This window comes from Paraburkholderia sp. GAS333 (assembly GCF_050435665.1).
GTDB lineage: Bacteria > Pseudomonadota > Gammaproteobacteria > Burkholderiales > Burkholderiaceae > Paraburkholderia > Paraburkholderia fungorum_A.
In genome coordinates this window covers 698,269-722,236 of the sequence record NZ_JBNDKS010000002.1, presented here as the reverse complement: position 1 = coordinate 722,236, position 23,968 = coordinate 698,269, and the positions used below count along the sequence as shown (strand labels likewise).

The 23,968-nt window shown below is 62.5% G+C and carries 24 protein-coding genes; 7 read left to right on the top strand and 17 right to left on the bottom strand.

Annotated elements, in window-relative coordinates:
• Positions 1–173: 173 nt before the first annotated feature.
• The 4 genes from cydP to cydX are packed head-to-tail and all read left to right on the top strand — an operon-like array spanning position 174 to position 3,342.
• Positions 174–434, top strand: coding sequence for a cytochrome oxidase putative small subunit CydP (gene cydP, locus ABH945_RS12460; RefSeq protein ID WP_074762907.1), 261 nt, complete (start codon positions 174–176; stop codon positions 432–434).
• Positions 424–2,019, top strand: coding sequence for a cytochrome ubiquinol oxidase subunit I (locus ABH945_RS12455; RefSeq protein WP_429250710.1), 1,596 nt, complete (start codon positions 424–426; stop codon positions 2,017–2,019). Before cydP ends, ABH945_RS12455 begins: the two co-directional genes overlap by 11 nt.
• A 38-nt stretch (positions 2,020–2,057) precedes the next feature.
• A complete protein-coding gene (gene cydB / locus ABH945_RS12450) occupies positions 2,058–3,194 on the top strand; it encodes a cytochrome d ubiquinol oxidase subunit II (RefSeq protein ID WP_429250709.1) in 1,137 nt (378 codons plus the stop codon).
• Positions 3,195–3,222: 28 nt separating this feature from the next.
• Positions 3,223–3,342: a cytochrome bd-I oxidase subunit CydX gene (cydX, locus tag ABH945_RS12445; RefSeq protein WP_074762904.1), complete on the top strand. Its 120-nt coding sequence runs from the start codon at positions 3,223–3,225 to the stop codon at positions 3,340–3,342.
• 99 nt (positions 3,343–3,441) lie between these two features.
• Here cydX and nagE read toward each other — a convergent pair whose 3' ends face one another.
• The 5 genes from nagE to ABH945_RS12420 all read right to left on the bottom strand — a co-directional run bounded on the left by nagE (position 3,442) and on the right by ABH945_RS12420 (position 10,841).
• Positions 3,442–5,220: an N-acetylglucosamine-specific PTS transporter subunit IIBC gene (nagE, locus tag ABH945_RS12440; RefSeq protein ID WP_429250708.1), complete on the bottom strand. Its 1,779-nt coding sequence runs from the start codon at positions 5,218–5,220 to the stop codon at positions 3,442–3,444.
• 87 nt (positions 5,221–5,307) lie between these two features.
• A complete protein-coding gene (gene ptsP, locus ABH945_RS12435) occupies positions 5,308–7,905 on the bottom strand; it encodes a phosphoenolpyruvate--protein phosphotransferase (protein WP_429250707.1) in 2,598 nt (865 codons plus the stop codon).
• Between the two features lie 11 nt (positions 7,906–7,916).
• Positions 7,917–8,924, bottom strand: a complete 1,008-nt coding sequence (locus tag ABH945_RS12430) for an SIS domain-containing protein (protein ID WP_429251087.1) — start codon at positions 8,922–8,924, stop codon at positions 7,917–7,919.
• Complete coding sequence (gene nagA, locus ABH945_RS12425; protein WP_429250706.1) at positions 8,917–10,020, bottom strand: N-acetylglucosamine-6-phosphate deacetylase; 1,104 nt, start codon at positions 10,018–10,020, stop codon at positions 8,917–8,919. The genes ABH945_RS12430 and nagA overlap by 8 nt, the downstream gene beginning before the upstream one ends.
• A gap of 86 nt (positions 10,021–10,106) precedes the next feature.
• A complete protein-coding gene (locus ABH945_RS12420) occupies positions 10,107–10,841 on the bottom strand; it encodes a GntR family transcriptional regulator (protein WP_074762899.1) in 735 nt (244 codons plus the stop codon).
• 382 nt (positions 10,842–11,223) lie between these two features.
• On the opposite strand from ABH945_RS12420, the gene ABH945_RS12415 reads away from it, so the two are divergent.
• A complete protein-coding gene (locus tag ABH945_RS12415; RefSeq protein WP_429250705.1) occupies positions 11,224–12,150 on the top strand; it encodes a GNAT family N-acetyltransferase in 927 nt (308 codons plus the stop codon).
• A 63-nt stretch (positions 12,151–12,213) separates the two neighbouring features.
• On the opposite strand, the gene ABH945_RS12410 is transcribed toward ABH945_RS12415, so the two are convergent.
• Complete coding sequence (locus ABH945_RS12410; protein ID WP_429250704.1) at positions 12,214–13,026, bottom strand: MetQ/NlpA family ABC transporter substrate-binding protein; 813 nt, start codon at positions 13,024–13,026, stop codon at positions 12,214–12,216.
• Between the two features lie 279 nt (positions 13,027–13,305).
• On the opposite strand from ABH945_RS12410, the gene ABH945_RS12405 reads away from it, so the two are divergent.
• Entirely contained in the window at positions 13,306–13,596 is a 291-nt protein-coding gene (locus tag ABH945_RS12405; protein WP_429250703.1) for a YciI family protein, read from the top strand.
• A gap of 72 nt (positions 13,597–13,668) precedes the next feature.
• Here the strand turns inward: ABH945_RS12405 and ABH945_RS12400 are convergent, their stop codons facing one another.
• From ABH945_RS12400 to ABH945_RS12380, 5 genes are all read right to left on the bottom strand, one after another.
• On the bottom strand, positions 13,669–14,286 hold the full coding sequence (locus ABH945_RS12400) for an SCO family protein (RefSeq protein ID WP_429250702.1): 618 nt from the start codon (positions 14,284–14,286) through the stop codon (positions 13,669–13,671).
• Positions 14,287–14,290: 4 nt separating this feature from the next.
• Positions 14,291–15,196 carry a heme o synthase gene (gene cyoE, locus ABH945_RS12395; RefSeq protein WP_429250701.1) on the bottom strand — a complete coding sequence of 302 codons (906 nt, stop codon included), beginning with the start codon at positions 15,194–15,196 and terminating at the stop codon, positions 14,291–14,293.
• 5 nt (positions 15,197–15,201) lie between these two features.
• Positions 15,202–16,311, bottom strand: a complete 1,110-nt coding sequence (locus ABH945_RS12390) for a COX15/CtaA family protein (protein ID WP_074762893.1) — start codon at positions 16,309–16,311, stop codon at positions 15,202–15,204.
• A gap of 22 nt (positions 16,312–16,333) precedes the next feature.
• A complete protein-coding gene (locus tag ABH945_RS12385) occupies positions 16,334–16,996 on the bottom strand; it encodes an SCO family protein (RefSeq protein ID WP_429250700.1) in 663 nt (220 codons plus the stop codon).
• Positions 16,997–17,078: 82 nt separating this feature from the next.
• Positions 17,079–17,807 (bottom strand): SURF1 family protein, encoded by a 729-nt coding sequence (locus ABH945_RS12380; RefSeq protein WP_074762891.1) that lies wholly within the window; start codon positions 17,805–17,807, stop codon positions 17,079–17,081.
• A gap of 111 nt (positions 17,808–17,918) precedes the next feature.
• On the opposite strand from ABH945_RS12380, the gene ABH945_RS12375 reads away from it, so the two are divergent.
• Positions 17,919–18,128 (top strand): twin transmembrane helix small protein, encoded by a 210-nt coding sequence (locus ABH945_RS12375; RefSeq protein WP_007179452.1) that lies wholly within the window; start codon positions 17,919–17,921, stop codon positions 18,126–18,128.
• Positions 18,129–18,403: 275 nt separating this feature from the next.
• Here ABH945_RS12375 and ABH945_RS12370 read toward each other — a convergent pair whose 3' ends face one another.
• From ABH945_RS12370 to coxB, 6 genes are all read right to left on the bottom strand, one after another.
• The gene (locus ABH945_RS12370; protein ID WP_074762890.1) at positions 18,404–19,261 is read right to left on the bottom strand and encodes a cytochrome c oxidase subunit 3; all 858 of its coding nucleotides are present in this window, start codon (positions 19,259–19,261) and stop codon (positions 18,404–18,406) included.
• Between the two features lie 148 nt (positions 19,262–19,409).
• Entirely contained in the window at positions 19,410–19,619 is a 210-nt protein-coding gene (locus ABH945_RS12365; protein ID WP_429250699.1) for a DUF2970 domain-containing protein, read from the bottom strand.
• A 35-nt stretch (positions 19,620–19,654) separates the two neighbouring features.
• On the bottom strand, positions 19,655–20,278 hold the full coding sequence (locus ABH945_RS12360; RefSeq protein WP_429250698.1) for a cytochrome c oxidase assembly protein: 624 nt from the start codon (positions 20,276–20,278) through the stop codon (positions 19,655–19,657).
• Between the two features lie 72 nt (positions 20,279–20,350).
• Entirely contained in the window at positions 20,351–20,485 is a 135-nt protein-coding gene (locus tag ABH945_RS12355; RefSeq protein ID WP_216350600.1) for a cytochrome oxidase small assembly protein, read from the bottom strand.
• Positions 20,486–20,627: 142 nt separating this feature from the next.
• Positions 20,628–22,241, bottom strand: coding sequence for a cytochrome c oxidase subunit I (gene ctaD, locus ABH945_RS12350; RefSeq protein WP_074762887.1), 1,614 nt, complete (start codon positions 22,239–22,241; stop codon positions 20,628–20,630).
• Positions 22,242–22,284: 43 nt separating this feature from the next.
• Positions 22,285–23,931, bottom strand: coding sequence for a cytochrome c oxidase subunit II (coxB, locus tag ABH945_RS12345; RefSeq protein ID WP_429250697.1), 1,647 nt, complete (start codon positions 23,929–23,931; stop codon positions 22,285–22,287).
• Between the last annotated feature and the right edge of the window lie 37 nt (positions 23,932–23,968).

Genomic DNA, 23,968 nt, shown 5'->3' with positions numbered 1-23,968 from the left:
ATCACAAACCACGTTGCAATACTGATTAAACGCGGCAAATTTCGCGACACAATGCCGCGCCGCTGGCGAATGGAGCGCCATGTTCCGCTCCTAAAATCGGGGTGCACTATCCAGATCTCCAAAACGGTCTGGGTCCAGCCGGTACAACCGGTGTGAAGTCGATTCGACCGATCATGACCATAGCCCTCAATCGCAGCACTACCCGCCGTTCACGCTGGCGTCAGCGGTTCACCCGGTGGGTACGCGGGCCAACAATGGCTCGGGACGTAGCCATTGTTCTCGCCATCAAGTTCGTTCTGCTGATGGCGCTCAAATACACATTTTTCAATCATCCGCAGGCGGTGCATATGAGCATGCCGCCAGAACAAGTCGCACAGGCATTGTTGTCCGTGCCTGCCTCGCATCCGTCTCAAGGTGATCAACATGCCCGTTAGCGAAGTCGTAGAACTGTCGCGCCTCCAGTTCGCCATCACGGCGCTCTATCACTTTCTGTTCGTACCGCTCACGCTTGGGTTGTCGTGGCTGCTCGTCATCATGGAATCGGTTTATGTGATGACCGGCAAACAGATTTATAAAGACATGACCCAGTTCTGGGGCAAGCTCTTCGGCATTAACTTTGCAATGGGCGTCGCCACCGGCCTCACGCTCGAGTTTCAGTTCGGCACCAACTGGGCGTATTACTCGCATTACGTCGGCGACATTTTCGGCGTGCCGCTCGCCGTCGAAGGTTTGATGGCGTTCTTCCTCGAATCGACCTTCGTCGGCCTGTTCTTCTTCGGCTGGAAACGGCTGTCGAGAGTGCAGCACCTGATCGTCACGTTCTTCGTCGCGCTCGGCTCGAATCTGTCGGCGCTGTGGATTCTGGTCGCCAACGGCTGGATGAACAACCCGGTCGGCGCAACCTTCAACTACCAGACCATGCGGATGGAACTCGACAGCATCTTCTCCGTGCTGTTCAACCCGGTCGCGCAGGTCAAGTTCGTGCACACGGTGTCGGCGGGTTATGTGACGGCTGCGATGTTCGTGCTCGGCGTGTCGTCGTGGTATCTGCTGAAGCGCCGCGACACCGAGTTCGCGCTGCGTTCGTTTGCGATTGCCGCGGGTTTCGGACTGGCCTCCACGTTGTGCGTGATCATTCTCGGCGACGAATCGGGTTACACCACCGGCGAAGTCCAGAAAGTGAAACTCGCCGCCATCGAGTCCGAATGGGAGACCCGGCCCGCGCCCGCGTCGTTCACGGTATTCGGCATTCCGAATCAGAAGGAACAGCGCACCGATTACGCGATTCGCGTGCCGTACGCGCTCGGTATCATCGCCACCCGTTCGCTCGATGAACCCGTGATCGGTCTGAAAGATCTGATCACGCGTAACGAGGCGCGTATCAAGGAAGGCATGGTGGCGTACGCCGCGCTGCAAAAGCTGAAGCAGGGCGATGCGACCGACGAAGCCAAAGCCGACTTTGAAAATCACAAGGACTACCTCGGTTACGGGCTGCTGCTCAAACCGTTCACCGCGAACGTCACCGACGCCACGCCGGATCAGATTGCTCAGGCTGCCGAACGAACCATTCCGCCGGTGTTGCCGCTGTTCTTCTCGTTCCGCCTGATGGTCGGCCTTGGCCTGCTGTTCCTCGCCACGTTCGTGCTGGCGTTCTGGTTCTGCGCGCAACGCACGTTGTTGCTGGAGAAGCGCCGCTGGTTCCTGCGCTGGGCCGTGTGGGCGATTCCGTTGCCGTGGCTCGCGGCCGAGTTCGGCTGGATCGTCGCGGAAATGGGGCGTCAGCCGTGGAGTATCGCGGGCATTCTGCCGACCAATCTCGCCGCGTCGAGTCTGACGCCGCGCGATCTGTATCTGAGCATCGCGGGCTTCGTGCTGTTCTACACGGTGCTGTTCATCATCGAAATCATGCTGATGTTCAAGTACGCGCGGCTCGGGCCTTCGTCGCTGCACACGGGCCGTTATCACCATGAAACCGATCAGCCGCTGAATCAGCCGCTGCCGACCAACTCGGCCGTCTGATTCGCCGCTCGCTACTGCGCTTCAAGGGAAAAATAATCATGGATTACGCAACCCTCAAATTGATCTGGTGGGTGTTGATCGGCGTGCTGCTGATCGGCTTCGCGCTCACCGACGGCTTCGACATGGGCGCCGCGATCCTGCTGCCGTTCATCGCGAAGACCGATGCCGAACGGCGCATCGTCGTGAACACGGTCGGGGCAACGTGGGAGGGCAATCAGGTCTGGCTTGTCACCGCGGGTGGCGCGATGTTCGCTGCATGGCCGCTGGCGTACGCGGCGTCGTTCTCTGGCTTTTATTTCGCGATGCTGCTGATTCTATTCGCGCTGTTTTTCCGTCCCGTCGGCTTCGACTATCGCGGCAAACGCGAGAATCCGCGCTGGCGCACTGCGTGGGACTGGGGTTTGTTCGTCGGCGGCTTCGTGCCTGCGCTGGTGTTCGGCGTCGCGTTCGGCAACCTGCTGCAAGGCGTGCCGTTCTCGTTCGATACCGATCTGCGCGTCACGTATCACGGCGGTTTCTTCGGCTTGTTGAATCCGTTCGCGGTGTTGTGCGGACTGGTCAGTGTGTCGATGCTGACTGCGCACGGCGCGGCTTTCGTGAGAATCAAGTCGGACGGTATCGTCGCCGAGCGCGCGTCGCTGGCGCTGCGCATTGCCGCGCTGTGCGCCGTGGTGCTGTTCCTGATTGCCGGCGCACTGGTCGCGACGATGATCGGCGGCTATCAGATCGTCGACGCGCCGCCGCTCGACGCGGTCGCCAATCCGTTGATGAAAACCGTGATCGGCGCACCCGGCTTGTGGCTCACCAATTACGCGAATTATCCGTGGATGGTGGTCGCGCCTTTGGCCGGTATCGTCGGCGGCGTGCTGGCAATGTTGCTCGCGCGTTCGCGCTTTGAAAAGAGCGCGTTCCTGTCGACCTCGCTGATGGTGATCGGCGTGATTCTGACGGCCGGCTTCTCGATGTTTCCGTTCATCATGCCGTCGTCGCTCGATGGACGCAGCAGCCTGACCATGTGGGATTCCACGTCGAGCCGCATGACGCTGCAAATCATGCTGGTCGCCGTGATTATTTTCCTGCCGCTCATTCTGATTTACACGAGCTGGGTATATCGCGTGATGCGCGGCAAAGTGACCGCCGCCGCGCTCAAAGAAAATCACCATTCGATGTATTGAACGGCATTGCGCCTAACAGGAGTTTGCGATGTGGTATTTCAGCTGGATTCTCGGGATTGGCGTGGCGCTTTCGTTCGGCATTATCAACGTGCTGTGGCTCGAATCGCGCGGAGCGTGGATCGACGCCAGGCAATCCGATAAACGTTAAAGCTTAGTTCGCCGGAAGGCGTTCGCCGCTTAATGCAAAAGCGGCACCTTGAATCGAATCAAGGCGCCGCTTTTTTATTTCATGCAACTACGCGTTACCTCATGCAGGCAGAGGCGTTGCGCCGCCGGTTTGCGACATGTGAGTCGCGAGCGTGTCGGCGTAGCGTCGCGCCGAGTCGCCGACGACGATGTGGAACGTATCCGCCGACACCCACGCGGTATCGAGCGAAGCCAGGCGCTGACGATCCACCGCCGACGGATCGCGCACGACGACACGCAGACGCGTCGACGCCACCGCATCCAGCGATACCACGTTACCCGCGCCGCCGAACACCGCGAGCCAGCGCAGCGGGTCCGGGTCGAGCGGACCGCCGTGATTGCCTTCCGCCGCATGGGCTACCGGCGCCGATGCAGCAGCGGCCGGAGCCGCAGCAACCGCAGGCTTCGCTGCCTCACCACCACCCTGCGCCATCACCGTGCGAATTTCATCGGCGATGATGTCCGCTTCCGGTCCGATGATCACCTGCACTGCCGTCGCGCCGCGCTTGAGCACGCCCCGCGCGCCGATCGTCTTCAGTTCGCTTTCGGACACCTTGTTCGGATCAACCACCGACAGACGCAGACGCGTCGTGCACGCATCCACCACTGACAGATTCGCCGCACCACCCAGCGCCGCGATATAACGCTGCGCACGCGGCACCGCAGCGCTTGCCACCGGCGACACAAAACCGCCAGCCGAGAACGAATCGACCTGTTCGTCGGCAGCAGCGGGTTCGCGGCCCGGCGTCGCCATATTGAACTTGCGGATGAAGAAGCGGAACAGACCGTAGTACACCACCGAATACACGATACCAATCGGAATCGCCCACCAGCCCTTGGTCGACAGACCGTAGTTCAGCACGTAGTCGATTGCGCCGGCCGAGAACGTGAAGCCGAGGTGAATGCCGAGCGCCGAGCAGATGGCGAGCGACAGGCCCGTCAGCAGCGCATGGATCACGTACAGCACCGGTGCGAGGAACATGAAGCTGAATTCGATCGGCTCGGTCACGCCGGTCAGGAACGACGTCAGCGCCATCGAGGCCAGCAGGCCGAACACCATCGCGCGACGTTCTTTCGGTGCTTCGTGGTACATCGCGAGACACGCGGCCGGCAGGCCGAACATCATCACCGGGAAGAAGCCGGTCATGAAGGTTCCGGCAGTCGGATCGCCCGCGAAGAAGCGGTGCAGGTCGCCCGTCACCGCAGCGCCGCCCGGCGGCGTGAAGGTGCCGAACACGAACCACGTCAGCGAATTGAGAATGTGATGCAGACCCGTGACCAGCAGCAGACGGTTCAACACGCCGAACACAAATGCGCCGAGCGCGCCCGCCGTCGTCAGCCAGTGGCCAGCCGTGTCGATCACGGTCTGCACCGGCTGCCACACGTAGCCGAACACAATGCCGAGTATCAGACAGACCACCCCCGTGACAATCGGCACGAAGCGTTTCCCTCCGAAGAACGCGAGGTAATCGGGCAGCTTGATGTCCTTGTACTTGTTGTACAGCAAGCCCGCGACAATACCCGCCACGATCCCGGACAACACGCCCATGTTCAGCTTGTCGTTGATGTCCTTCATCACCGCGATCTGGACCAGATAGCCGATCGCGCCCGCGAGACCCGCGACGCCGTTGTTGTCCTTCGCGAAACCCACTGCCACGCCGATTGCAAACAGCAGCGGCAGATTGTCGAAAATCGCGCCGCCCGCGTCGGCGATCATCTTGATGTTGAACACATCGGGCTGACCGAGGCGCAGCAGCAGGCCGGCGACCGGCAGCACCGCAATCGGCAGCATCAGCGCGCGTCCCAGGCGCTGAATCTTCAGAAACGGATTCCCATCCATTGATATCTCCAATCCTTGTCTCGTGGTCGTTAAATGTTGTAGCTATGGGTACTCATCCAGCGAAGCCCGCTGCGGACCGTTTGGGGTTCAGTCCAGCGGCCAGGTTTCGCGGCTTGCTGCTCTTACCGCCTGCGCCGATTCGAGCGCCAGCGCATCCTGGGCGCGTTGACGGCACAGTTGATAATCGAGGTTGCGCACGCGCGCTTTCGCGCCCGGCACCGACACCGGATCGACCGACAGTTCGGTCACGCCGAGGCCGACGAGCAACGGCATCGCAAGCGGATCGCCCGCGAGCGCGCCGCAAACGCCGACCCATTTGCCGTGCTTTTCCGCGCCCTGCACGGTGGCCGCGATCAGCCGCAGAACGGCCGGGTGCAAACCATCGGCTTGCGCAGCGAGATCGGCCTGGCAGCGGTCCATCGCGAGCGTGTATTGCGTCAGATCGTTGGTGCCGATCGACAGGAAATCCGCGTGTTGCGCGAGTTGATCGGCAAGCAAGGCCGCCGACGGCACTTCGATCATCACGCCGACTTCGATTCGCTCAGTGCGGCCCGACTCGCGCGCCAGTTCGTCGATCCGTTTGCGGGTGCGGATCAGTTCGCCGACATCGGTGACCATCGGCAGAAGAATGCGCACCGCGCCGAGCGGCTGCACGGCGAGCAGGCCGCGCAGCTGATCGTCGAGCAGATCCGGGCGCACCTGAGCGAGACGGATGCCGCGCAGGCCGAGCGCAGGGTTCGGTTCAGGCGGCAGCGTCAGGTAATCGACTTCCTTGTCGGCGCCGACATCGAGCGTGCGGATGATCGCGGTGCGGCCGTTCAGCGCTTCGACAATGCCCTGATAACTCTGCCGATGTTCGTCGACGGTCGGCGCAGACGCGCGGTGGATGAACAGCAGTTCGGTGCGCAACAGGCCCACTGCATCGGCACCGTTGTCGACGGCGGTTTTCGCGTCGTCGAGCGTGGCGATGTTCGCGGCGACTTCGATCGCGCGGCCATCCGAAGTGACGGCAGCCTGCTGCGACGTGCGGCGATTTGCTTCGCGCACGTCGGCGAGACGGCTGCGCTCCACGCGCGCCCGTTCGACATCGACTTCGGTCGGTGCGAATTCCAGACGGCCGGTGGTGGCGTTCACCACGACCTGTGTACCGGCGGGAATCGCATGCAATGCATCGCCCACGGCGACCAGCGCCGGAATGCCCGCCTGGCGCGCGAGAATCGCGGCGTGCGACGTGGCACCGCCGCGCGCCATCACCAACGCGGTCACCCGCGAGCGATCCAGCGACGACAGATCGGACGGCGTGAATTCTTCCGCCGCGAGCACGGCTTCGTCCGGCAGCGTGCGAGCCGACGCATTCGTATAACCAAGCGCGCGCAGCACGCGTTTGTCGATGTCGCGCAGATCGGCGGCGCGTTCCGCGAGCAACGCGTCTTCCACTTTATTCAGGATGCCGATCTGTGCGCAGATCGCTTCGCGCCACGCAAAGCCCGCGCTCTTGCCGAGGCTGATCAGATCGCGCGCGGCGTCGAGCAGCGTCGGGTCTTCGAGCAACACGCGATGCACCGCGAAAATGCCCGCCTCGCCCACCGCGCCGCGTTGCGACGCATCGCGCACGACCGTGTCGAGGTCCGCGTCGACGGTGGCGATGGCCTTGTCGAGCAAACGGCTTTCCGCCGCCGACGTACCCGCCGCCTGCTCCGGCGGATCGATGTCCGCGTCGTCCCAGCGAACCAGCTTGCCGACCGCGACGCCCGGCGACGCGCAAACGCCAGCAAGCGTGTTCGGTGCGGGCGGCTCGCCAGCGGAACTGGCCGCGGCCTGGGTCACCGGCGACGATGCCTGGCGCGCGGGCTTTGCCTGTTCGACTTCGCCGTGCGCTTCACGCGTCAATTCGTGCGCGATCGCATCGATCGCGGCCTGAGCTTGCGGACCGACGCCGAGCAACTCGACCGTCGCGCCCTCGCCCGCGCCGAGACCGAGCAGGCCGACCACGCTTTCGATCGCCGCCTTGCGCCCTTCGTAGCGCACTTCGACGCGCGCCTCGAAACCGCGCGCCGCTTCACGCGCCCGCGCCGCAGGACGCGCGTGCAGACCGCCCGCGTGAATCAGCGTGACCTGGCGACGAGCTTCGTCCATCACCTTCGTGGCGCTCAGTTGACGCGACGCGTCGGCGGCTTCGCCGGCGCGTGCACGCAGCACCAGCAACGGCGTTTCACCCGCCTTCACGATGCCGCCTTCCACGCGCTCGACGATCTCGAACGCATCCGAATTCGCAATCGCGATCACCGACACCAGGCTCGGCGCGTTCAGCGCGACCTGATCCTGATCGAACTCGATCAGCACGTCGCCGGCACGCACTTGCGCGCCCTGCTCGATCATCGGCGCAAAACCCTTGCCGTTCAGTTCGACCGTGTCGATACCGATATGCAGCAGGATCTCGGCGCCTTCCGCAGTCGCGAGCGTGACCGCGTGACCAGTGCGCGCGAGATGGGTAACGGTGCCGTCGCACGGCGCGACCAGCCGCCCTTCGAGCGGATCGACACCGATGCCGTCGCCGAACATGCCGCCCGAAAACACCGGGTCGGGCACCTGCGCGAGCGGCACGACCGGGCCGGTCAGCGGCGCCAGCAAAACAATGTGGCCTTCAGAATGGCTCTTCAAGCGGGACTCCTCGACACGTCGCATCTGATTTCTCGTCAGTGAGTTTCGGTGACTTTGTTGAGATGGCGCGGCGCATCAGGGTTGCGTCCGCGAGCGGCGGCAAGGCCGGCGGCCATCACGTAAAAGGACAGGATCGCGGCGATCGGATCGAGCGCCGCATGAGCGGTGGTGGCAAGCGGCAACGTCGCTTCGGGCACGTCGTCCGGTGCGGCGAGCAGCACGCGTGCGCCGCGCGCCTGCATGTCGCGCGCGAGTTGCAGCAGGCCTGCCTGTTCGGGGCCGCGCGGTGCGAAAACCAGCAACGGGTAATCACGGTCGATCAGTTCCATCGGACCATGGCGCACTTCCGCGCTTGAAAACGCTTCGGCCTGAATGCCGGAGGTCTCCTTCAATTTCAGCGCGGCTTCCTGCGCAATCGCGAGACCGAGACCGCGGCCGATCACGATCATGCGTTCAACGCCGCGCAGTTCTTCCACGGCCTTCGACCAGTCGAGCTTGCCCGCGCTTTGCAGCGCATCGGGCAGCGTCTTCAATGCGCCGAGCAGGTCGGCGTCTTTCTGCCAATGCGCGACCAGTTGGGCGGAAATCGACAGCATCGCGATGTAGCTCTTGGTGGCCGCGACGCTCAATTCCGGGCCGGCGACCAGAGGCAATTGCCATTCGCAGGCATCGGCCAGAGGCGAACCCGGCGCGTTCACGGCAGCCACGGTCAACGCACCCGCGTTGCGCAACGCCTGCATCGAGCCGATCAGATCCGGGCTCTTACCCGATTGCGAGAACGCCAGCGCGAGCTGATCGCGCACCTGCAACGGCGCTTGCTGCAACGTCGCGACCGACATCGGCAGCGACGCGACCGGCACGCCGATGCGGCTCATCGTCAGGCTCGCGAAGTAGCTCGCGGCATGGTCCGAGCTGCCGCGCGCGACCGTCAGCGCGACATGGCGCGGCTGTTCGGCCAGCTTCGCGGCGAGGGCCTCGACATGCGAGGTGTCCGAGAGTTGCGCGGCGACCGTTTCTGCGGACGCCAGCGCCTCTTTAAGCATATTCGACAATTGCTTCTCCTTCGACGTAAGTCGCGGTCAACGCCAGTTCACGATCGAACACGACCAGATCGGCCCACGCACCGCGCGCGATACGGCCGCGGTCTTCGATGCCGAGATAGTCGGCGGCGTAGCGCGACAAACGGTTTGATACATCGGCGATCGGCAAGCCGATCGAGACGAGATTGCGCAGCGCCTGATCCATCGTCAGCGTGCTGCCGGCGAGCGTGCCGTCGGCGAGTCGCACTCCGCCCAGGCACTTCGTCACGTGCTGGCTGCCGAGACGGTATTCACCGTCGGGCATGCCGGTGGCCGACGTGCTGTCCGTCACCACATAGAGACGCGGAATCGCGCGCAACGCGGCGCGGATCGCGCCCGGATGGACGTGCAGCAGATCGGGAATGATTTCGGCGAATTCGGCGTGCGCGAGCGCCGCGCCGACGAGTCCTGGATTGCGGTGATGCAGCGGCGACATCGCGTTGAACAGGTGCGTGAAACCGCACGCGCCGTGCTTGAGCGCGGCGACGGCGTCGTCGTAGGTGCCGAGCGAGTGGCCCAGTTGCACGCGCACGCCGCGCGCGGCCATCGCGGAGATGATCTCCATGTGGCCGGCGATTTCCGGCGCCAGCGTAACCACGCGGATCGGCGCAATCGACAGATACTTCAGCACCTCGTCCATCACGGCCGAGACCGCCGCGTCCGGCTGCGCGCCGAGCTTGCCGGGGTTGATGTACGGCCCTTCCAGATGGACGCCGAGCACGCGCGCGCCGCCCGGCGTGCGCACCTTCGCGTTGTTGCCGAGTCCGGCGACCACGTTCATCAGTTCGTCGCGCGGCGCGGTCATGGTGGTTGCAAGCAGGCTCGTCGTGCCGAAACGCGCATGCGTGCGGGCGATCACTTCGATCGCGTCGCCCGCTTCCATCACGTCGGAACCGCCGCCGCCATGCACGTGCAGATCGATGAAGCCGGGCAGGATGTACGGCGCGTCGTTCGTCGACGGATCGACGGGATTGCCTGTCAGCGCCGTGATGCGGCCGTTTTCGTATTCGAGCGTGCCGTGAATCCACCCATCGGTGGTGAGTATGTTTCCGGTCAGCATGAGTCTCTCTGGTGAGGCGTGATACGGGGTGTGACTGAATCGCGCCCGCTGGCGCCGCATTGGGCGGCCGGCCGCGTGGCCGGCTTTCAGGTGCGCAATTCAGCGACGAAGTCGTAGTAGTCGTCGCGGCAATACGTGTCGGTTAGCTCGATTGCGCGCTGATCGGCGCTATAGCCGATACGGGTAATGACAAGCAGCGCGGTGCGCGGTTCGATATCCATCAGCGAGGCGATTTCGCTCGACGCGTTGACCGCCCGGAAGTGTTGCAACGCGCGTACCACGGCGGCCCCGCGCTGCTCCAGATAGCTGTAAAGCGATACGCCGATGGCCTGCGGATCGGGCACGATCGCCGCCGGCAGCGCCGAATGCTCGACCGCCATGACGATGCCGTCCGCGCGGCGCAGCCGCCGCAGACTCGCCACCGCCGCGCCGGGCGACAGCCCGAGATGCACCAGTTCGTCACGGTTGGCGGCGCGGATATCGCGCTCGAGCCAGACCGAATCCGGCTGGAAACCGCGTTGCTGCATTTTCTTCGTGAAGCCGGTGAGCCGCGACAGCGGATCTTCGACACGCGGCGTGATGAAGCTGCCCGCGCCCCGCGCCCGCCGGATCAGACCCTGTTCGACCAGCAGCTCGATAGCCTTGCGCGCGGTAATGCGCGACACGCCGATGGCGTCCGACAGCGTGCGCTCCGACGGCAGTGCCTCGCCCGCCGACCACACGCCACAGTGGATCGCCGTCGCCAGATTGCGCGCCAGTTGCAAATACAGCGGCGTGACGTTGCGGGCGTCGGGCATCAATGCGGACCAGCGAGTTTCCATGGGGCTCCGGGGCTGCTGTAAAGAGACCGGCCTACGAAAAATGAGAGCCCATTATATAACCAACATAATACCAGTCAATCGAGTGGTTCCATGGTGGTATCGGAGCGTGCAAAGCCTTACCAGATAAGGCTTCTGGAGGTTTGAAAGCGCTTCTGGGTAGCCTTTTTCGAGATAAGGATTTACCCGTATTCGGGCTATTGAAAGATACCTGTGAGCGCTTCACGGGGACTGCGGCTATCGAATCCGGCAGCACGATTAATACCTCTTCAATACCAGCACAGCCCAGTAACGCCGCGCGCTTTGCGTGGCTGGCTTTGTCAAAGAGTTACGTTCAAATATAGTTGTGTGTACCAAGCCATAACAATTCCCCGGGGAGCAGCCTTTGACCGATTCCGAGGCGCTGCGACGTGCTCAGGCCGTCCGCCATTTCAACCGTTTCTATACGCAGCACATCGGGGCTCTGCATGAGCACCTCGCAAAAAGCGAATTCTCACTAACGGAAGTGCGCGTGCTGCACGAGCTGTATCGCGGACGTGCGCAGACAGCTTCCGTGCTGGGGCGGGCGCTCGGTCTCGATAGCGGTTATCTCAGCCGTCTGCTGACCAGTTTCGAGCGACGCAATCTGATTACGCGCCGTCCGTCCGACCTGGACGCGCGGCAGTCGCTGATCGCCCTGACCGACATCGGTCACGCGGCCTATGCGCCGCTCGACACGGCTGCAATCGAAGAGGTGTGCGCGCTGCTCGACGGCCTGACGGCGCTCACGCAGGAACGGTTGATCACGGCGATGAGACTGATCGAGCGGATCCTCGGCGGCAAACCCAAACACGAACTGATTACGCTGCGTCAGCCGCGCGCGGGCGAATGCGGATGGCTGGTGCATCGACAGGCGCAGTGGTTCGCGGCGGAATACGGCTGGGACCGCTCGTTCGAGGGGTTGCTCGCGAAAGTGGTCGCCGATTACACGCAGCGCAACGATCCGCTACGCGAGACGTGCTGGATTGCCGAACAGGACGGCATGGTGGTGGGTTCGGTGTGCGTCGTAGGGGTATCGACGACGGTGGCAGGCATGCGCCTGCTGTGGGTCGAACCGGACGTGCAGCGGCTCGGCATCGGCACGCAACTGGTCAGCGAATGCGTGCGATTCGCGAGGCGCGTGGGTTACACAAAACTCACGTTGACCACGGCGAGCATGCTGGGCGAACCGCGCCGGCTCTGCGAGCGCGCCGGTTTCCGGCTTGCCGGCACAGCGGCTGAGCGCCGTTTCGGCAAGGACCTGACGGTCGAAAGGTGGGAGCTGGATTTGTAGCGTTGAAGCGCAGGCCCGGCGCGGACATCAAGCCACGCGAGCCTGCACCCGGTCACGCGTCGCTTAGAACGACGGGACCATCGAACCCTTGAACTGCGTCTTGATGAACTGGCGCACGTCTTCCGACTGGTAAGCGGCGACCAGCTTCTTGACCCACGGCTTGTCCTTATCCTGAGCGCGCACAGCGATCAGGTTCGCGTATGGGCTGTGGATGTCTTCGAGCGCGATCGCGTCTTTGGTCGGCTGCAGGCCGGCTGCAAACGCAAAGTTCGTGTTGATCACGGCAGCGTCGACATCAGCCAGCGTGCGCGGCAATTGCGCTGCGTCGAGTTCGACGAACTTGATCTTCTTCGGATTTTCCGCGATATCGAGCGGGGTCGCGTTATTGCCACCCGTACCCGCGCCCGCGTTCAGCTTGATCAGACCCAGCGACTGCAACAACAGCAGCGCACGGTTTTCATTCGACGGATCGTTCGGCACCGCGACCTTTGCGCCTTGCGGCAGGTCCTTCACCGACTTCAGCTTCTTCGAGTAGACGCCGAGCGGCGAAATGTATGTGAGACCTGCGTTGACGAGCTTGTAGCCGCGCTGCTTGATCTGGCTGTCGAGGTACGGCTGGTGCTGAAAGCTGTTCGCGTCCAGATCGCCTGCGTCGAGCGCGGCGTTCGGCTGCACGTAATCGTTGAATTCGATGACCTTCACGTTCAGGCCTTCGCGCTTCGCCACTTTGGTGACGACTTCCCAGATCTGCGCATCCGGGCCGCCGATGGTGCCGACCTTGATGACTTTGTCGTCGGCGTGCGCGCCGAAGCTGGTGAAGATCGCCGCACCGGCGATCACTGCCGAGAGGGCTTTAAGAATGTTTCTGCGCTGCATGGTGTTTCTCGCTGTTTCTGGTTGATGCTCTGATCGATGTCAGATTCTGGTGGAAGCCGGCGGCGATTCGCTGCAAGGCAAACGCTCCGCCAACTGAGCCCTAAATGGTCTCATATGCCCGGCGGGATGGGAAATACCCCGATCGCATATGGGTATGCGGGTTGGGCGGCGCGCGTCGTCGCACTCTCGCCGCGCACGCAATCAGGCGGCGTCTGACCGATAATTGAAAACCGTGGCCGCGCCTGTGAGCGGCTCAGTCCATTGCTTTTGAGAACGCCTATGTACGTCATCAACGTCACCTATACCGCCCCGCTCGACCGTATCGACGATGCGCTGGACGCGCATCGCGCGTTCCTGACCAAATACTTCGAAGCAGGTATTTTCGTGGCCGCAGGCCCGAAACTTCCGCGCGACGGCGGCATTATCCTGGCGGTGCGCATCGAGCGGGACAGACTGGACGCAATTCTCGCCACCGATCCGTTTGTCGTGCAAAAGCTCGCGCATTACGACGTGACGGAGTTCAAGACCACGCGTCTCGCGCCGGGTCTGAATCTGCCGATACCGGACTGAGAATTACCGCGACCTGAATTGAAAATGGGCGCGTGATCAAATCACGCGCCCATTTCATTTGCCCCTGCAATATCAGTCGAGCAGCAGCTTGAAATCGTGCACCCACGGCGTCGCGCCCTGGCCGTCGCGCGCGAACAGACGCAGCTTGCCGTCCGTATCGAACACGTAGCTCGCGGCCGTGTGGTCCATCGTGTAGCTGTCGGGCGTCTTGCCCCGCACCTTCGCGTAGTAGACGCGGAAGTCCTTGGTGATCTTCGTGAGTTGCGCCTGATCGGCGGGTCGCAAGCCGACAAAAGTCGGGTTGAACGCCGGCACGTATTGCGCGAGCAATTCAGGCGTATCGCGCTCGGGATCGACGGTGACGAACAGCACCTGAACGCGCTTGGCGTCTTCAGGACCGAGTTGCTGCAACGCCTGCGACAACTCCGCCATTGTGGTCGGGCAAACATCGGGGCAATGCGTGTAGCCGAAGAACAGCACGACGACTTTGCCCTTGTAATCCGCCAGCGTATGGATTTTTCCAGACGTGTCGGGCAGCGAGAAATCGCTACCGAATTGCGTATTGCCGGTGATGTCGAGATTGGTGAAGGCCGGCGGCTGCTTGCCGCAGCCCGCCACCAGCAACGCGCCGCCGAGCGCGCAAGCCACTACAGCAGCACGCGCCACGCGCGCGAAGCGATTTTTGAGCATGGTTTTACGCGCCGATCAGGGCACGCGCATAGTGGTCGATCAGCAGCGCGGCAAACAGCAGCGACAGATAGACGATCGAATAACGAAACATTCTGCGCGCCAGATCGTCCGAATATTCCCGATAGATCTTCCACGCATAGGCGAGGAACACGGCGCCCAGCAGCACGGCGGATACCAGATACACAACCCCGCTCATGCCGGAGATAAACGGCATCAGCGTGACTGCGTACAGGATCAACGAATACAGCAGGATATGCAGACGCGTGTACTTCTCGCCGTGCGTATTCGGCAGCATCGGCAGACCGGCGTTTTCGTAGTCTTTGCGGCGATACAGCGCGAGCGCCCAGAAATGCGGCGGCGTCCACACGAAGATGATCAGCACGAGAATCCATGCGTCGCCTGGCACGTGACCGGTGACTGCGGCCCAGCCGAGCGCGGGCGGCATCGCGCCCGATGCACCGCCGATTACGATGTTCTGCGGCGTAGCCGGTTTCAGCAACAGCGTGTAGATCACCGCATAACCGACGAAAGTGGCAATGGTGAGCCACATGGTCAGCGGATTGGCGAAGTGATACAGCGTGTACATGCCAATGCCGCCGAGCACCGCCGAAAACAGCAGAATTTGCGCGGTAGTGATCTCGCCGCGCGCCGACGGACGCCACGACGTGCGACGCATTTTCGCGTCGATTTTCTGTTCAACCAGGCAATTGATGGCGAACGCGGCACCCGCGAGCAGCCAGATACCGACCGTACCGCCGATCAGAACGGTCCACGGCACCATGCCGGGCGTCGAAAGAAACATGCCGATGACGGCGCAGAACACGGCGAGTTGCGTGACGCGCGGCTTCGTCAGGGCGATGTACTGGGAGACCCGGCTACCGGGTGTTTGGGAGAGTGTTGTGCTGTCCATGGAGGTCACGCTGGCGCGGCGTCGCGCGCAGGGAGCGAGGCGCGGCCGGGACGGCTATAAGCGATCCGAAAGTTTAACATAACGAGCAAAAGCAGCAGGATCGCGGCGCCACCGTTGTGGGCGACCGCAATCGGCAACGGCCATTGCAGGACGATATTCGACAGCCCGGTGACGAACTGGATGATCACCACCAGCAGCACGCCGCTCGCCGGCCGCCGCAGCGATTCGAAGCGGCGTAGCTTCAGCGCGAGCCACGCCAGATAAGCCACCACGACGATCGCGAAGGTGCGGTGTGTCCAGTGGATCGCGACCAGCGCGTCCTGGGTGATCATGTCGCCGTCACCGGTCATGCCGAGCGCGCGCCACAGATGGAAGCCATGCGCGAAGTCCATCGGCGGAATCCATTGGCCGTTGCAGGTCGGGAAGTCGGTGCACGCGAGCACCGCGTAGTTCGTGCTGACCCAGCCGCCCAGCGCGATTTGCGCGATCAGCAGAATCAGACCCGCGAGCGCCGCGACGCGCCATCGCGCGATTTCCGGCTCGAATGCGGGCAACGGCGTGAGCCGCGCTGCGAGCCAGCCGAGCGTGCCGAGCAGCGCAAGACCGAGCAGCAGGTGCGTGGTTACGATGATCGGCTGCAGTTTCATCGTCACGGTCCATGCGCCGAACGCGCCCTGCACCAGAATCAGCAGCAGCAGCGAGGTCGGCCACCAGGGCGATACGTGCAACGGACGGCGCCTGATCCGCGCAGTCCACGCAATGATGGTCTGCGCGATGATCAGCACGCCGATCGCCATCGCGAAGTAACGGTGGATCATCTCGATCCACGCCTTCGACATGCTGACCGGCCCGGTGGGCATCAGCTGATGCGCAGCCGTGATTGCCGCATGCGCGATAAATGGCGACGACGTGCCGTAACAGCCCGGCCAGTCCGGACAGCCGAGCCCGGAATCGGTGAGGCGCGTGAAGCCGCCGAACATCACCAGATCGAGCGTGAGGAAGGTGGTCAGCCAGACCAGCTTGCGGAATTTGTTGTCGTCGGCCTTGACCCATACGTAGGACAGCGGCAACAACGCGATACACAGGCCGATCAAAGCCAGTTGCAGTACGAACATCTTTCTTACCCTGTTTGCGACATCAGCCGATGCTCGACCATTTGAGCAGCTTCGTCACGTCACCCTTGATCTTGCTCGGGTTCGGATCTTTCGGAAAACGCATCATCAGATTGCCGTTCGGATCGACCAGATAGAGGTGGTCGGTCACTTTGGTGCCCTTATCGGTGGGCAGCCACGCCGACACCTGCGCCGGGTCGGCGACCAGCATGCTGGTTTCGGGATAGGCGGTTTGTATCACGTCTGCGACCTTGTCTGCATCGGTGCGCAACCACACTTCTACGACGCGCTCGCGTTCCGGCCCCTGAGCTGCGCGGATTTGCCGCATGAAATAGAGCTTCGTGACACAGGCTTTGTCGCACGAACTGCTGTCGACGGAGATCATCAGCCAGCGGCCGCGCAAGGTGTCGAGCTTCAGCGGTTTGCCGTCTTCACCGGTGACCACGAGCGAGTCGGGAATCGGCCGTTGCGGCTCGACCAGCGTGCCGTAACTCGTGCTGCCGCCGGTTGGTTTGATGACGTAGTACGTGAAATACGACACGACAATCGGCGCGGCGCCGATGATCACCAGCAGCAGCAGAATCCAGCGGCCACTTTTCCAGGAGCCGGGGCCGTTGGGCTGGCCGGGCATCGCTTTCGGCGCGGCGGGTTTGCGGGCTTGCGGCGAACGGGGGGATTGCGTCGACACTACAGGACCTCTTTCAGTGATTGCGCGGTGGGATCGCCTTCTGCGCAGGGCAGACCGGCCGGCACACCGCATACATGCTGCATTACGCGCCCGGCGCGTGCTCTTGCGTCTGCTCTTTTCTGGCGGCGCGGCGCGCGGCGTACAGGCCAAAAACCAGAGCCGCCGCCGCCATGCCCCACCACTGGAACATGTAGCCGTAATTTCGCTCGACGCCGTTATCCGGTGCGGGCCAGTCGCGCACCAGTTGGTCGCCGTCGTCGCTCAATTGCTGGATCACGAACGGGTGCAGCGGCAGCCCGGTTTCCGCTGCGTACGCGGCGGTATCCAGATTCTGGCGGATCAACTGATGCGCGGCCGAGCCGCCCTGCCCCAACTCGAAAGCGCGTGACGCGTCGGCGCGCACGATACCCTCGATCTCGACTTCGCCCGGTGGCGTCGTATAGGGCGCGATGGTTTCGCGATTGCTCATATTGCGCGGCAGCCAGCCACGATTGACCAGCACGTAACCGCCGTCGGCCAGTTTAAAAGGCATCACGACGTAAAAGCCGGGCTGATCGTTATACGGACGATTATCCAGGTAGACGACCTTATCCGCGACGAACGTGCCGCGCGCCTTCACCCGATGAAACTCGATGTCTTTCAATTCGACCGGCGCGCTGCCCAACGGCTGCGCGGGTGCATTCTCGAACTGCGTGATATGCGCCTCAAGCGCTTCCTTCTGATGGGCACGGTCGCGCTGCCAGAAACCGAGCCGCACGGTCACGACAATCACCAGCAGAATCAGCAACGCGGGGATCAGGCGAATCTTCATTGAACGCGCTCCAGCGGTGCTGGCGTCGACGCCTGGAACCTGCGGCAAACGCCCGCATGCGGTGCGATAATAAACGTCTTGCCTCTGCGCTTTCTGGTTTCAGCTAGCTCCATGCACATTCTCGTTCCCATTGCCTTCGTCCTGATCATCGCCAGCATGGTGTCGGCGCTGTATTTCATGATGCATGACAAGGGCAAAACCAAACGGATGGTCTGGTCGCTCGCCACGCGGGTGGGTCTGTCGATCTCGCTGTTCCTGTTCATCCTCTTCGCGCACTGGATGGGCTGGATTCAGTCCACCGGTATTCCGTACGGACGCTGAGTCCGGCGATCAACTCTCGCGTCGGCCGGCCATTGCCGGCTGCTCGCGAGCGATCAAGACTGCAACTGATTTACCGCTGCGTCTGCTGTCTCGAGCGCGTGGCAACACTGCTCACCGTCGACACCCGCCCTCCAATCCGCCAAACAAAACGCCGCCCTGACAGGGTCGAGGGCGGCGCTGCTTTGATCGTTACCTACTGCTTGCGCTCGCCGCGAGCGGCGTTGCGCGAACGGCCTGCACACTCCGGATAACCGGTCAGCGCAAACCAGATTGCGTTACAGCCAGTACACGACGACGTACAGCCCAAGCCACACGACGTCCACAAAGTGCCAGTACCAGGCGGCGCCTTCGAACGCAAAGTGATGCTCGGCCGTGAAGTGACCGCGAATCAGCCGTGCCAGCACCACCGCCAGCATCGTGCCGCCGAGGAACACATGGAAACCGTGGAAACCCGTCAGCAGGAAGAACGTCGAACCGTACACGCCCGAAGCCAGCGTCAGATTCAGTTCGTTGTACGCGTGAAAATATTCGAAGCCCTGCAGGAACAGAAAGCACACGCCCAGCACGAGCGTAGCCGCCAGCCAGATGATCGCTTTCTTGCGATGATTCTCGCGCAGCGCATGGTGCGACACCGTCAACGTCGCGCCCGACGAAAGAAGCAACGCCGTGTTGATGGTCGGCACCGGCCACGGCTGCATCGACTTGTATTGCGACACCAGCGCAGCCGGCCCGTTGTTCGGCCAGACCGCCGAGAAATCCGGCCAGATCAGCTTGTAATCGAGACTGCCCAGTTGATGCAGCGCAATTTCACGCGCATAGAACAACGCGCCGAAGAACGCGCCGAAGAACATCACTTCGGAGAAGATGAACCAGCTCATGCTCCAGCGGTACGACTTGTCGACATTCTTGCCGTACATGCCGCCTTCCGATTCGGCAATCGCGTCGCCGAACCAGTGCCACAGCGTGAAGAGCAGCCACAACAAGCCGGCCACGACGCCAATCGGCGCCCAGTCGTGTTCGTTGATCCAGGCCGCAAGCGATCCGAGCATGACCAGCAACCCGATAGCGGCGCTGATCGGATGCCGCGACGGATGCGGTACGAAATAGTACGGGCTCTCGTTTTGACCGCTCATTCTTGATTCTCCACTTCAGTCCAGTTGTTCCGGAATGTCCGGCTGTGTCTTCGGCGACGCGTCGATACCGCATCGCTTCTCTCTAATTCGTGGGCCCGCTGTCTCCGCCCTTGCCTCTCATCACTACGTCGCCCGCACGCGCGCCGCTTTAACCGACCACCGCGCGCACGACCAGAATCAGCACGCCAATGGAAATTGCCGCAGTGATCAACGCAGCAGCAACCACATGCAGCGGATTCAGTTGCGTGGCGTCCGCTTCCAGATCGCGGCGCTTGCGCACGCCAAAAAACGACCAGAACACGGCACGCATCGACTGACCAAAACTGCTTTTGCGCGGACTGCCGCCGTTATCGCTCATCTCGTCTCGTCTTCATTCGCCGACGGCCGCTGCCGTCACGCGGGATTGGCGGAAGCCGCCGCCGGATTCGTCGTGCTGGCAGTGGGCGCCGCGCTGCCGGCCGTCGCCGCTGCCGGCGTGTTCAGTTCGAAAAACGTGTACGACAACGTGATCGTCTTCACGTCCTTCGGCAACTTCGGATCGACCACGAACACGACCGGCAAGCGTTTGGTCTGGTTCGCCGTCAACGTCTGCTGCGTAAAGCAGAAACACTCGATCTTTCTGAAGTACTCGGTGGCCTGCTTCGGCGCATAGCTCGGAATGGCTTGCGCCTGGATCGTGCGCGCCTGTTCGTTGCTGACCTCGTACATCACTGTCGTCACTTCGCCCGGATGCACGTCCATGCTGCGCTGTTCCGGCTTGAAACCGAGCGGGCCGCGTGCGTTCGCATCGAATTCGATTGAAATCGTGCGGCTCATGTCGACCTGCGTATTCTTTGCCTCACGCACCGTGGCATCGCGCTGAACGAGGTTGTTGATCCCGGTAATCTGGCAGATCGCCCGATACATCGGCACCAGCGCGAACCCGAAGCCGAACATCATCGCCGCGACGATGAACAGCTTGATCAGCATCACACGGTTGAAAGAGCGGTCGGCCTGAGCCGGCGGTTGCGTCGACATCTGAATCCTCAACAAACCTGCTAACCAGATTTCAGCGGTGAGGCTGCTGCTAAACCAACCGCCGGGCGAACCTCAGGTGAACCAGCGCTGCTTGATGATGACGCTCGCGAAAAAGATTGCCGCGATCACGAACATCACCAACCCAATCCGCCTGTTGCCCGCGCGAATCTGTTCCGGCGTACGTCTTTCCTGTGGATTACGCGTCATGCTCGACTTTCTGAATGCTTTTGTGACTGGCGGATGCGCCGGTCGTAACTGGAGCGCCGCCGCCTGCCGGTGGAGGCCTGGTTCGACTCGCTGCATCCAGACGATGCCGCCAGAGCCAGGCCTCCCGCCAGAATCCAACCGCTTATTCGACGGTCGGCGGATGTTCGAACGTGTGGAACGGAGCCGGGCTCGGCACGGTCCACTCGAGGCCCGTTGCGCCGTCCCACGGCTTGTCGCCCGCTTCTTCGAGTTCGCCGCCGCCACGGTAGGCCGGCAGTGCAACCGCGAACAGGAAGTAGACCTGCGCCAGACCGAAGCCGAACGCGCCGATCGAAATAACCTGATTCCAGTCGGTGAACTGCGCCGGGTAGTCGGCGTAACGACGCGGCATGCCGGCGAGACCGACGAAGTGCATCGGCAGGAACGCGAGGTTGAAGAAGAACATCGACGCCCAGAAGTGGATCTTGCCGCGCGTTTCGTTGTACATCCAGCCGGTCCACTTCGGCGCCCAGTAGTACCAGCCGGAGAAGAGCGCGAACAGCGACCCCGCCACCAGCACGTAGTGGAAGTGCGCGACCACGAAATAGGTTCCGTGATACTGGATGTCGAGCGGCGCCATCGCCAGCATCAGGCCCGACAGACCGCCGAACGTGAACACGATCAGGAAGCCGACGGCGAACAGCATCGGGGTTTCAAAGCTGAGCGAACCGCGCCACATCGTCGCGACCCAGTTGAACACCTTCACGCCGGTCGGCACGGCGATCAGCATCGTCGCGTACATGAAGAACAGCTGGCCCGTCACCGGCATGCCGGTCGCGAACATGTGGTGCGCCCAGACCATGAACGACAGGATCGCGATCGACGACGTTGCGTACACCATCGAGCTATAGCCGAACAGCGGCTTGCGCGAGAACGCCGGGATCACTTGCGACACGATCCCGAACGCCGGCAAGATCATGATGTAGACCTCGGGGTGCCCGAAGAACCAGAAGATGTGCTGGTACATCACCGGGTCGCCGCCGCCTGCCGCGTTGAAGAACGACGTGCCGAAGTGGCGATCGAACAGCACCATCGTGATCGCGCCCGCCAGAACCGGCATCACCGCGATCAGCAGATATGCGGTGATCAGCCACGTCCACACGAACATCGGCATCTTCATCAGCGTGAGGCCGGGGGCGCGCATGTTCAGAATCGTCACGACGATGTTGATGCCGCCCATGATCGACGAAGCACCCATCAAGTGGACCGCGAAAATCGCGAAGTCCATGCCCGGGCCCATTTGCGTGGACAACGGCGCATAGAGCGTCCAGCCCGCAGCGGTCGCGCCGCCCGGTGCGAAGAACGAACCGACCAGCAGCACCGCCGCCACCGGCAGCAGCCAGAAGCTGAAGTTGTTCATCCGCGCAAAAGCCATGTCCGACGCGCCGATCTGCAACGGCACCATCCAGTTCGCGAAGCCGACGAACGCCGGCATGATCGCGCCGAACACCATGATCAGGCCGTGCATGGTGGTCAACTGGTTGAAGAACTCGGGACGCATGATCTGCAGGCCGGGCTCGAACAGTTCGGCACGGATCCCCAGCGCCATCACGCCCCCGGACAGGAACATGGTGAACGAGAAGATCAGGTACAGCGTACCGATGTCCTTGTGATTGGTTGCAAACAGCCAACGACGCCAGCCATGCGGCAGTTCGTGTGCATGGTCGCCGTGCACGTGCTCGTGGCCCGCGGTTACATCGTGTCCGATGCTAGACATGACAATCTCCTAAAGCGAATACTGCGTGCTTTCCGTGAATACGTCAGGCAGCCGCGTCGATCTGAACGCGTCGTGCTGCTTTTGCGTCGCTGCCGCCAGTGACCGTTTCCGGTTTCTTTAAAATAATTTTGTCTTCTGCGATGCCGGCTGCCTTGAGCGCGTCGCGCACGGCTTCGGCACGGGTCTTCGCGAGCTTCGCGTTGAGCTCGGCGGAACCGGTGGCGTCGGTGTAGCCCGACAACGTGAATTTCGCGTCCGGATGCGCCTTCGCGTAGGCCGCGGCTGCGTCGACTGCCGCTTTCGCGTCGGCCGGCAACGTGCTCTTGCCCGTGTCGAAGTAGATGCTCGCCGGCAGGTCGGCCTGCGGCGCCGCTGCGTTATCGGATGCGGATGCAGGTGCCGCGGCTGCCGGCGCGGCCGATGCCGCTTCTGCGCCGCTTGCGCCTGCAGCCGCACCGCTCGCAGCCGCCGCCGCGCCCGCGTCGGCGAGATGGTCGCCGCCTTCGGGCAGCTTGCCGTTACGGGCATCCGCGACCTGCTTCGGCTGGAGAATGTCGCCGGTGTGGTTGCCCCACGAATTACGTTCGTATGTGATCACCGAAGCGATTTCGACGTCGTTCAGCGTCGGCGCCCACGAAGGCATTGCGTTCTTGCCCTTCAGCACGAGGCTCACGTGCTGGGCGATCGGGCCGTTGGCAATCTTGCTGCCGTCGAGCGCCGGGAATTCGCCCGCGCCCTTGCCGGTCGGCTGGTGGCACACCGCGCAGTTCGCTGCATACACCTTGCCGCCGCGCTCCATCAACTCGGCCAACGTGTAGGTCTTGTTCGGATCGTCCTGGCCTGCGGCCATTTTCTTCTTCTGCACGTCCACCCACTTCGCGTAGTCGTCTGCCGACAGCACTTCGACTACGACCGGCATGAACGCGTGTTCCTTGCCGCAGAGTTCCGTACAGAAGCCGCGGAATGTGCCGACCCGGTTAGCCTTGAACCACGTATCGCGCACGAAGCCCGGAATCGCGTCCTGCTTCACGCCGAATGCCGGCACGTACCAGGAGTGGACCACGTCGTTCGCAGTGGTGATGATGCGGATTTTCTTGTCGACCGGGACGACCAGCGGATTGTCGACTTCCTGCAGATACAGCGTGCCGATCGGTTCATGACCGTCGGTTTGCGCACGCGGCGTAGCCAGCGTGGACAGGAAGCCGATGCCCTCGCCCGGGCCCTTCACGTAGTCGTAACCCCATTTCCACTGATAGCCGGTGACCTTGATGGTGAGGTCGGCGTTCGAGGTGTCCTTCATCGCGACGACGGTCTTGGTGGCGGGCAGCGCCATCAGGACGACGATCACGAACGGCACGATCGTCCAGATAATTTCGACCGTGGTGCTTTCGTGGAAATTCGAAGCTTTATGGCCTTTCGATTTGCGGTGCGCAAAGACCGAATAAAACATCACGGCGAACACGCCGACAAAAATCACCGTGCAAAGCGCCAGCATGAACATATGCAGGCTGAATAGCTCCTCAGCGATTTTTGACGCAGGCGGCTGAAGGTTGATGGCGTTGACGGCAGGGCCGCCAGGAGCATCACCTACTGCCAGGGCAGCTCCGGCGAAAAGCAGTCCGCTTGTCGCCAGCACGCCCATGAGCGCTCGCTTGATTGTTTTCATAGCTTCCTTACCCAAATTTTCCATTCAAACTCTCGACCCCGCTGGCAGCTTTCTCGCATTC

Bases quoted from the DNA above. Each gene is read 5' to 3' on its own strand.
- ABH945_RS12405 (WP_429250703.1), top strand. From the start codon at position 13,306: ATGTACGTCATCAACGTCACCTATACCGCCCCGCTCGACCGTATCGAC.
- ABH945_RS12355 (WP_216350600.1), bottom strand. From the start codon at position 20,485: ATGACGCGTAATCCACAGGAAAGACGTACGCCGGAACAGATTCGCGCG.
- ABH945_RS12390 (WP_074762893.1), bottom strand. From the start codon at position 16,311: ATGTTCGTACTGCAACTGGCTTTGATCGGCCTGTGTATCGCGTTGTTG.
- ABH945_RS12400 (WP_429250702.1), bottom strand. From the start codon at position 14,286: ATGCTCAAAAATCGCTTCGCGCGCGTGGCGCGTGCTGCTGTAGTGGCT.
- ABH945_RS12360 (WP_429250698.1), bottom strand. From the start codon at position 20,278: ATGTCGACGCAACCGCCGGCTCAGGCCGACCGCTCTTTCAACCGTGTG.
- ABH945_RS12365 (WP_429250699.1), bottom strand. From the start codon at position 19,619: ATGAGCGATAACGGCGGCAGTCCGCGCAAAAGCAGTTTTGGTCAGTCG.
- cyoE (WP_429250701.1), bottom strand. From the start codon at position 15,196: ATGGACAGCACAACACTCTCCCAAACACCCGGTAGCCGGGTCTCCCAG.
- ABH945_RS12455 (WP_429250710.1), top strand. From the start codon at position 424: ATGCCCGTTAGCGAAGTCGTAGAACTGTCGCGCCTCCAGTTCGCCATC.
- ptsP (WP_429250707.1), bottom strand. From the start codon at position 7,905: ATGCGACGTGTCGAGGAGTCCCGCTTGAAGAGCCATTCTGAAGGCCAC.
- ABH945_RS12380 (WP_074762891.1), bottom strand. From the start codon at position 17,807: ATGAAGATTCGCCTGATCCCCGCGTTGCTGATTCTGCTGGTGATTGTC.
- ctaD (WP_074762887.1), bottom strand. From the start codon at position 22,241: ATGTCTAGCATCGGACACGATGTAACCGCGGGCCACGAGCACGTGCAC.
- ABH945_RS12375 (WP_007179452.1), top strand. From the start codon at position 17,919: ATGCACATTCTCGTTCCCATTGCCTTCGTCCTGATCATCGCCAGCATG.
- ABH945_RS12420 (WP_074762899.1), bottom strand. From the start codon at position 10,841: ATGGAAACTCGCTGGTCCGCATTGATGCCCGACGCCCGCAACGTCACG.
- ABH945_RS12370 (WP_074762890.1), bottom strand. From the start codon at position 19,261: ATGAGCGGTCAAAACGAGAGCCCGTACTATTTCGTACCGCATCCGTCG.
- ABH945_RS12430 (WP_429251087.1), bottom strand. From the start codon at position 8,924: ATGCTTAAAGAGGCGCTGGCGTCCGCAGAAACGGTCGCCGCGCAACTC.
- cydP (WP_074762907.1), top strand. From the start codon at position 174: ATGACCATAGCCCTCAATCGCAGCACTACCCGCCGTTCACGCTGGCGT.
- cydX (WP_074762904.1), top strand. From the start codon at position 3,223: ATGTGGTATTTCAGCTGGATTCTCGGGATTGGCGTGGCGCTTTCGTTC.
- cydB (WP_429250709.1), top strand. From the start codon at position 2,058: ATGGATTACGCAACCCTCAAATTGATCTGGTGGGTGTTGATCGGCGTG.
- nagA (WP_429250706.1), bottom strand. From the start codon at position 10,020: ATGCTGACCGGAAACATACTCACCACCGATGGGTGGATTCACGGCACG.
- coxB (WP_429250697.1), bottom strand. From the start codon at position 23,931: ATGGAAAATTTGGGTAAGGAAGCTATGAAAACAATCAAGCGAGCGCTC.
- nagE (WP_429250708.1), bottom strand. From the start codon at position 5,220: ATGGATGGGAATCCGTTTCTGAAGATTCAGCGCCTGGGACGCGCGCTG.
- ABH945_RS12410 (WP_429250704.1), bottom strand. From the start codon at position 13,026: ATGCAGCGCAGAAACATTCTTAAAGCCCTCTCGGCAGTGATCGCCGGT.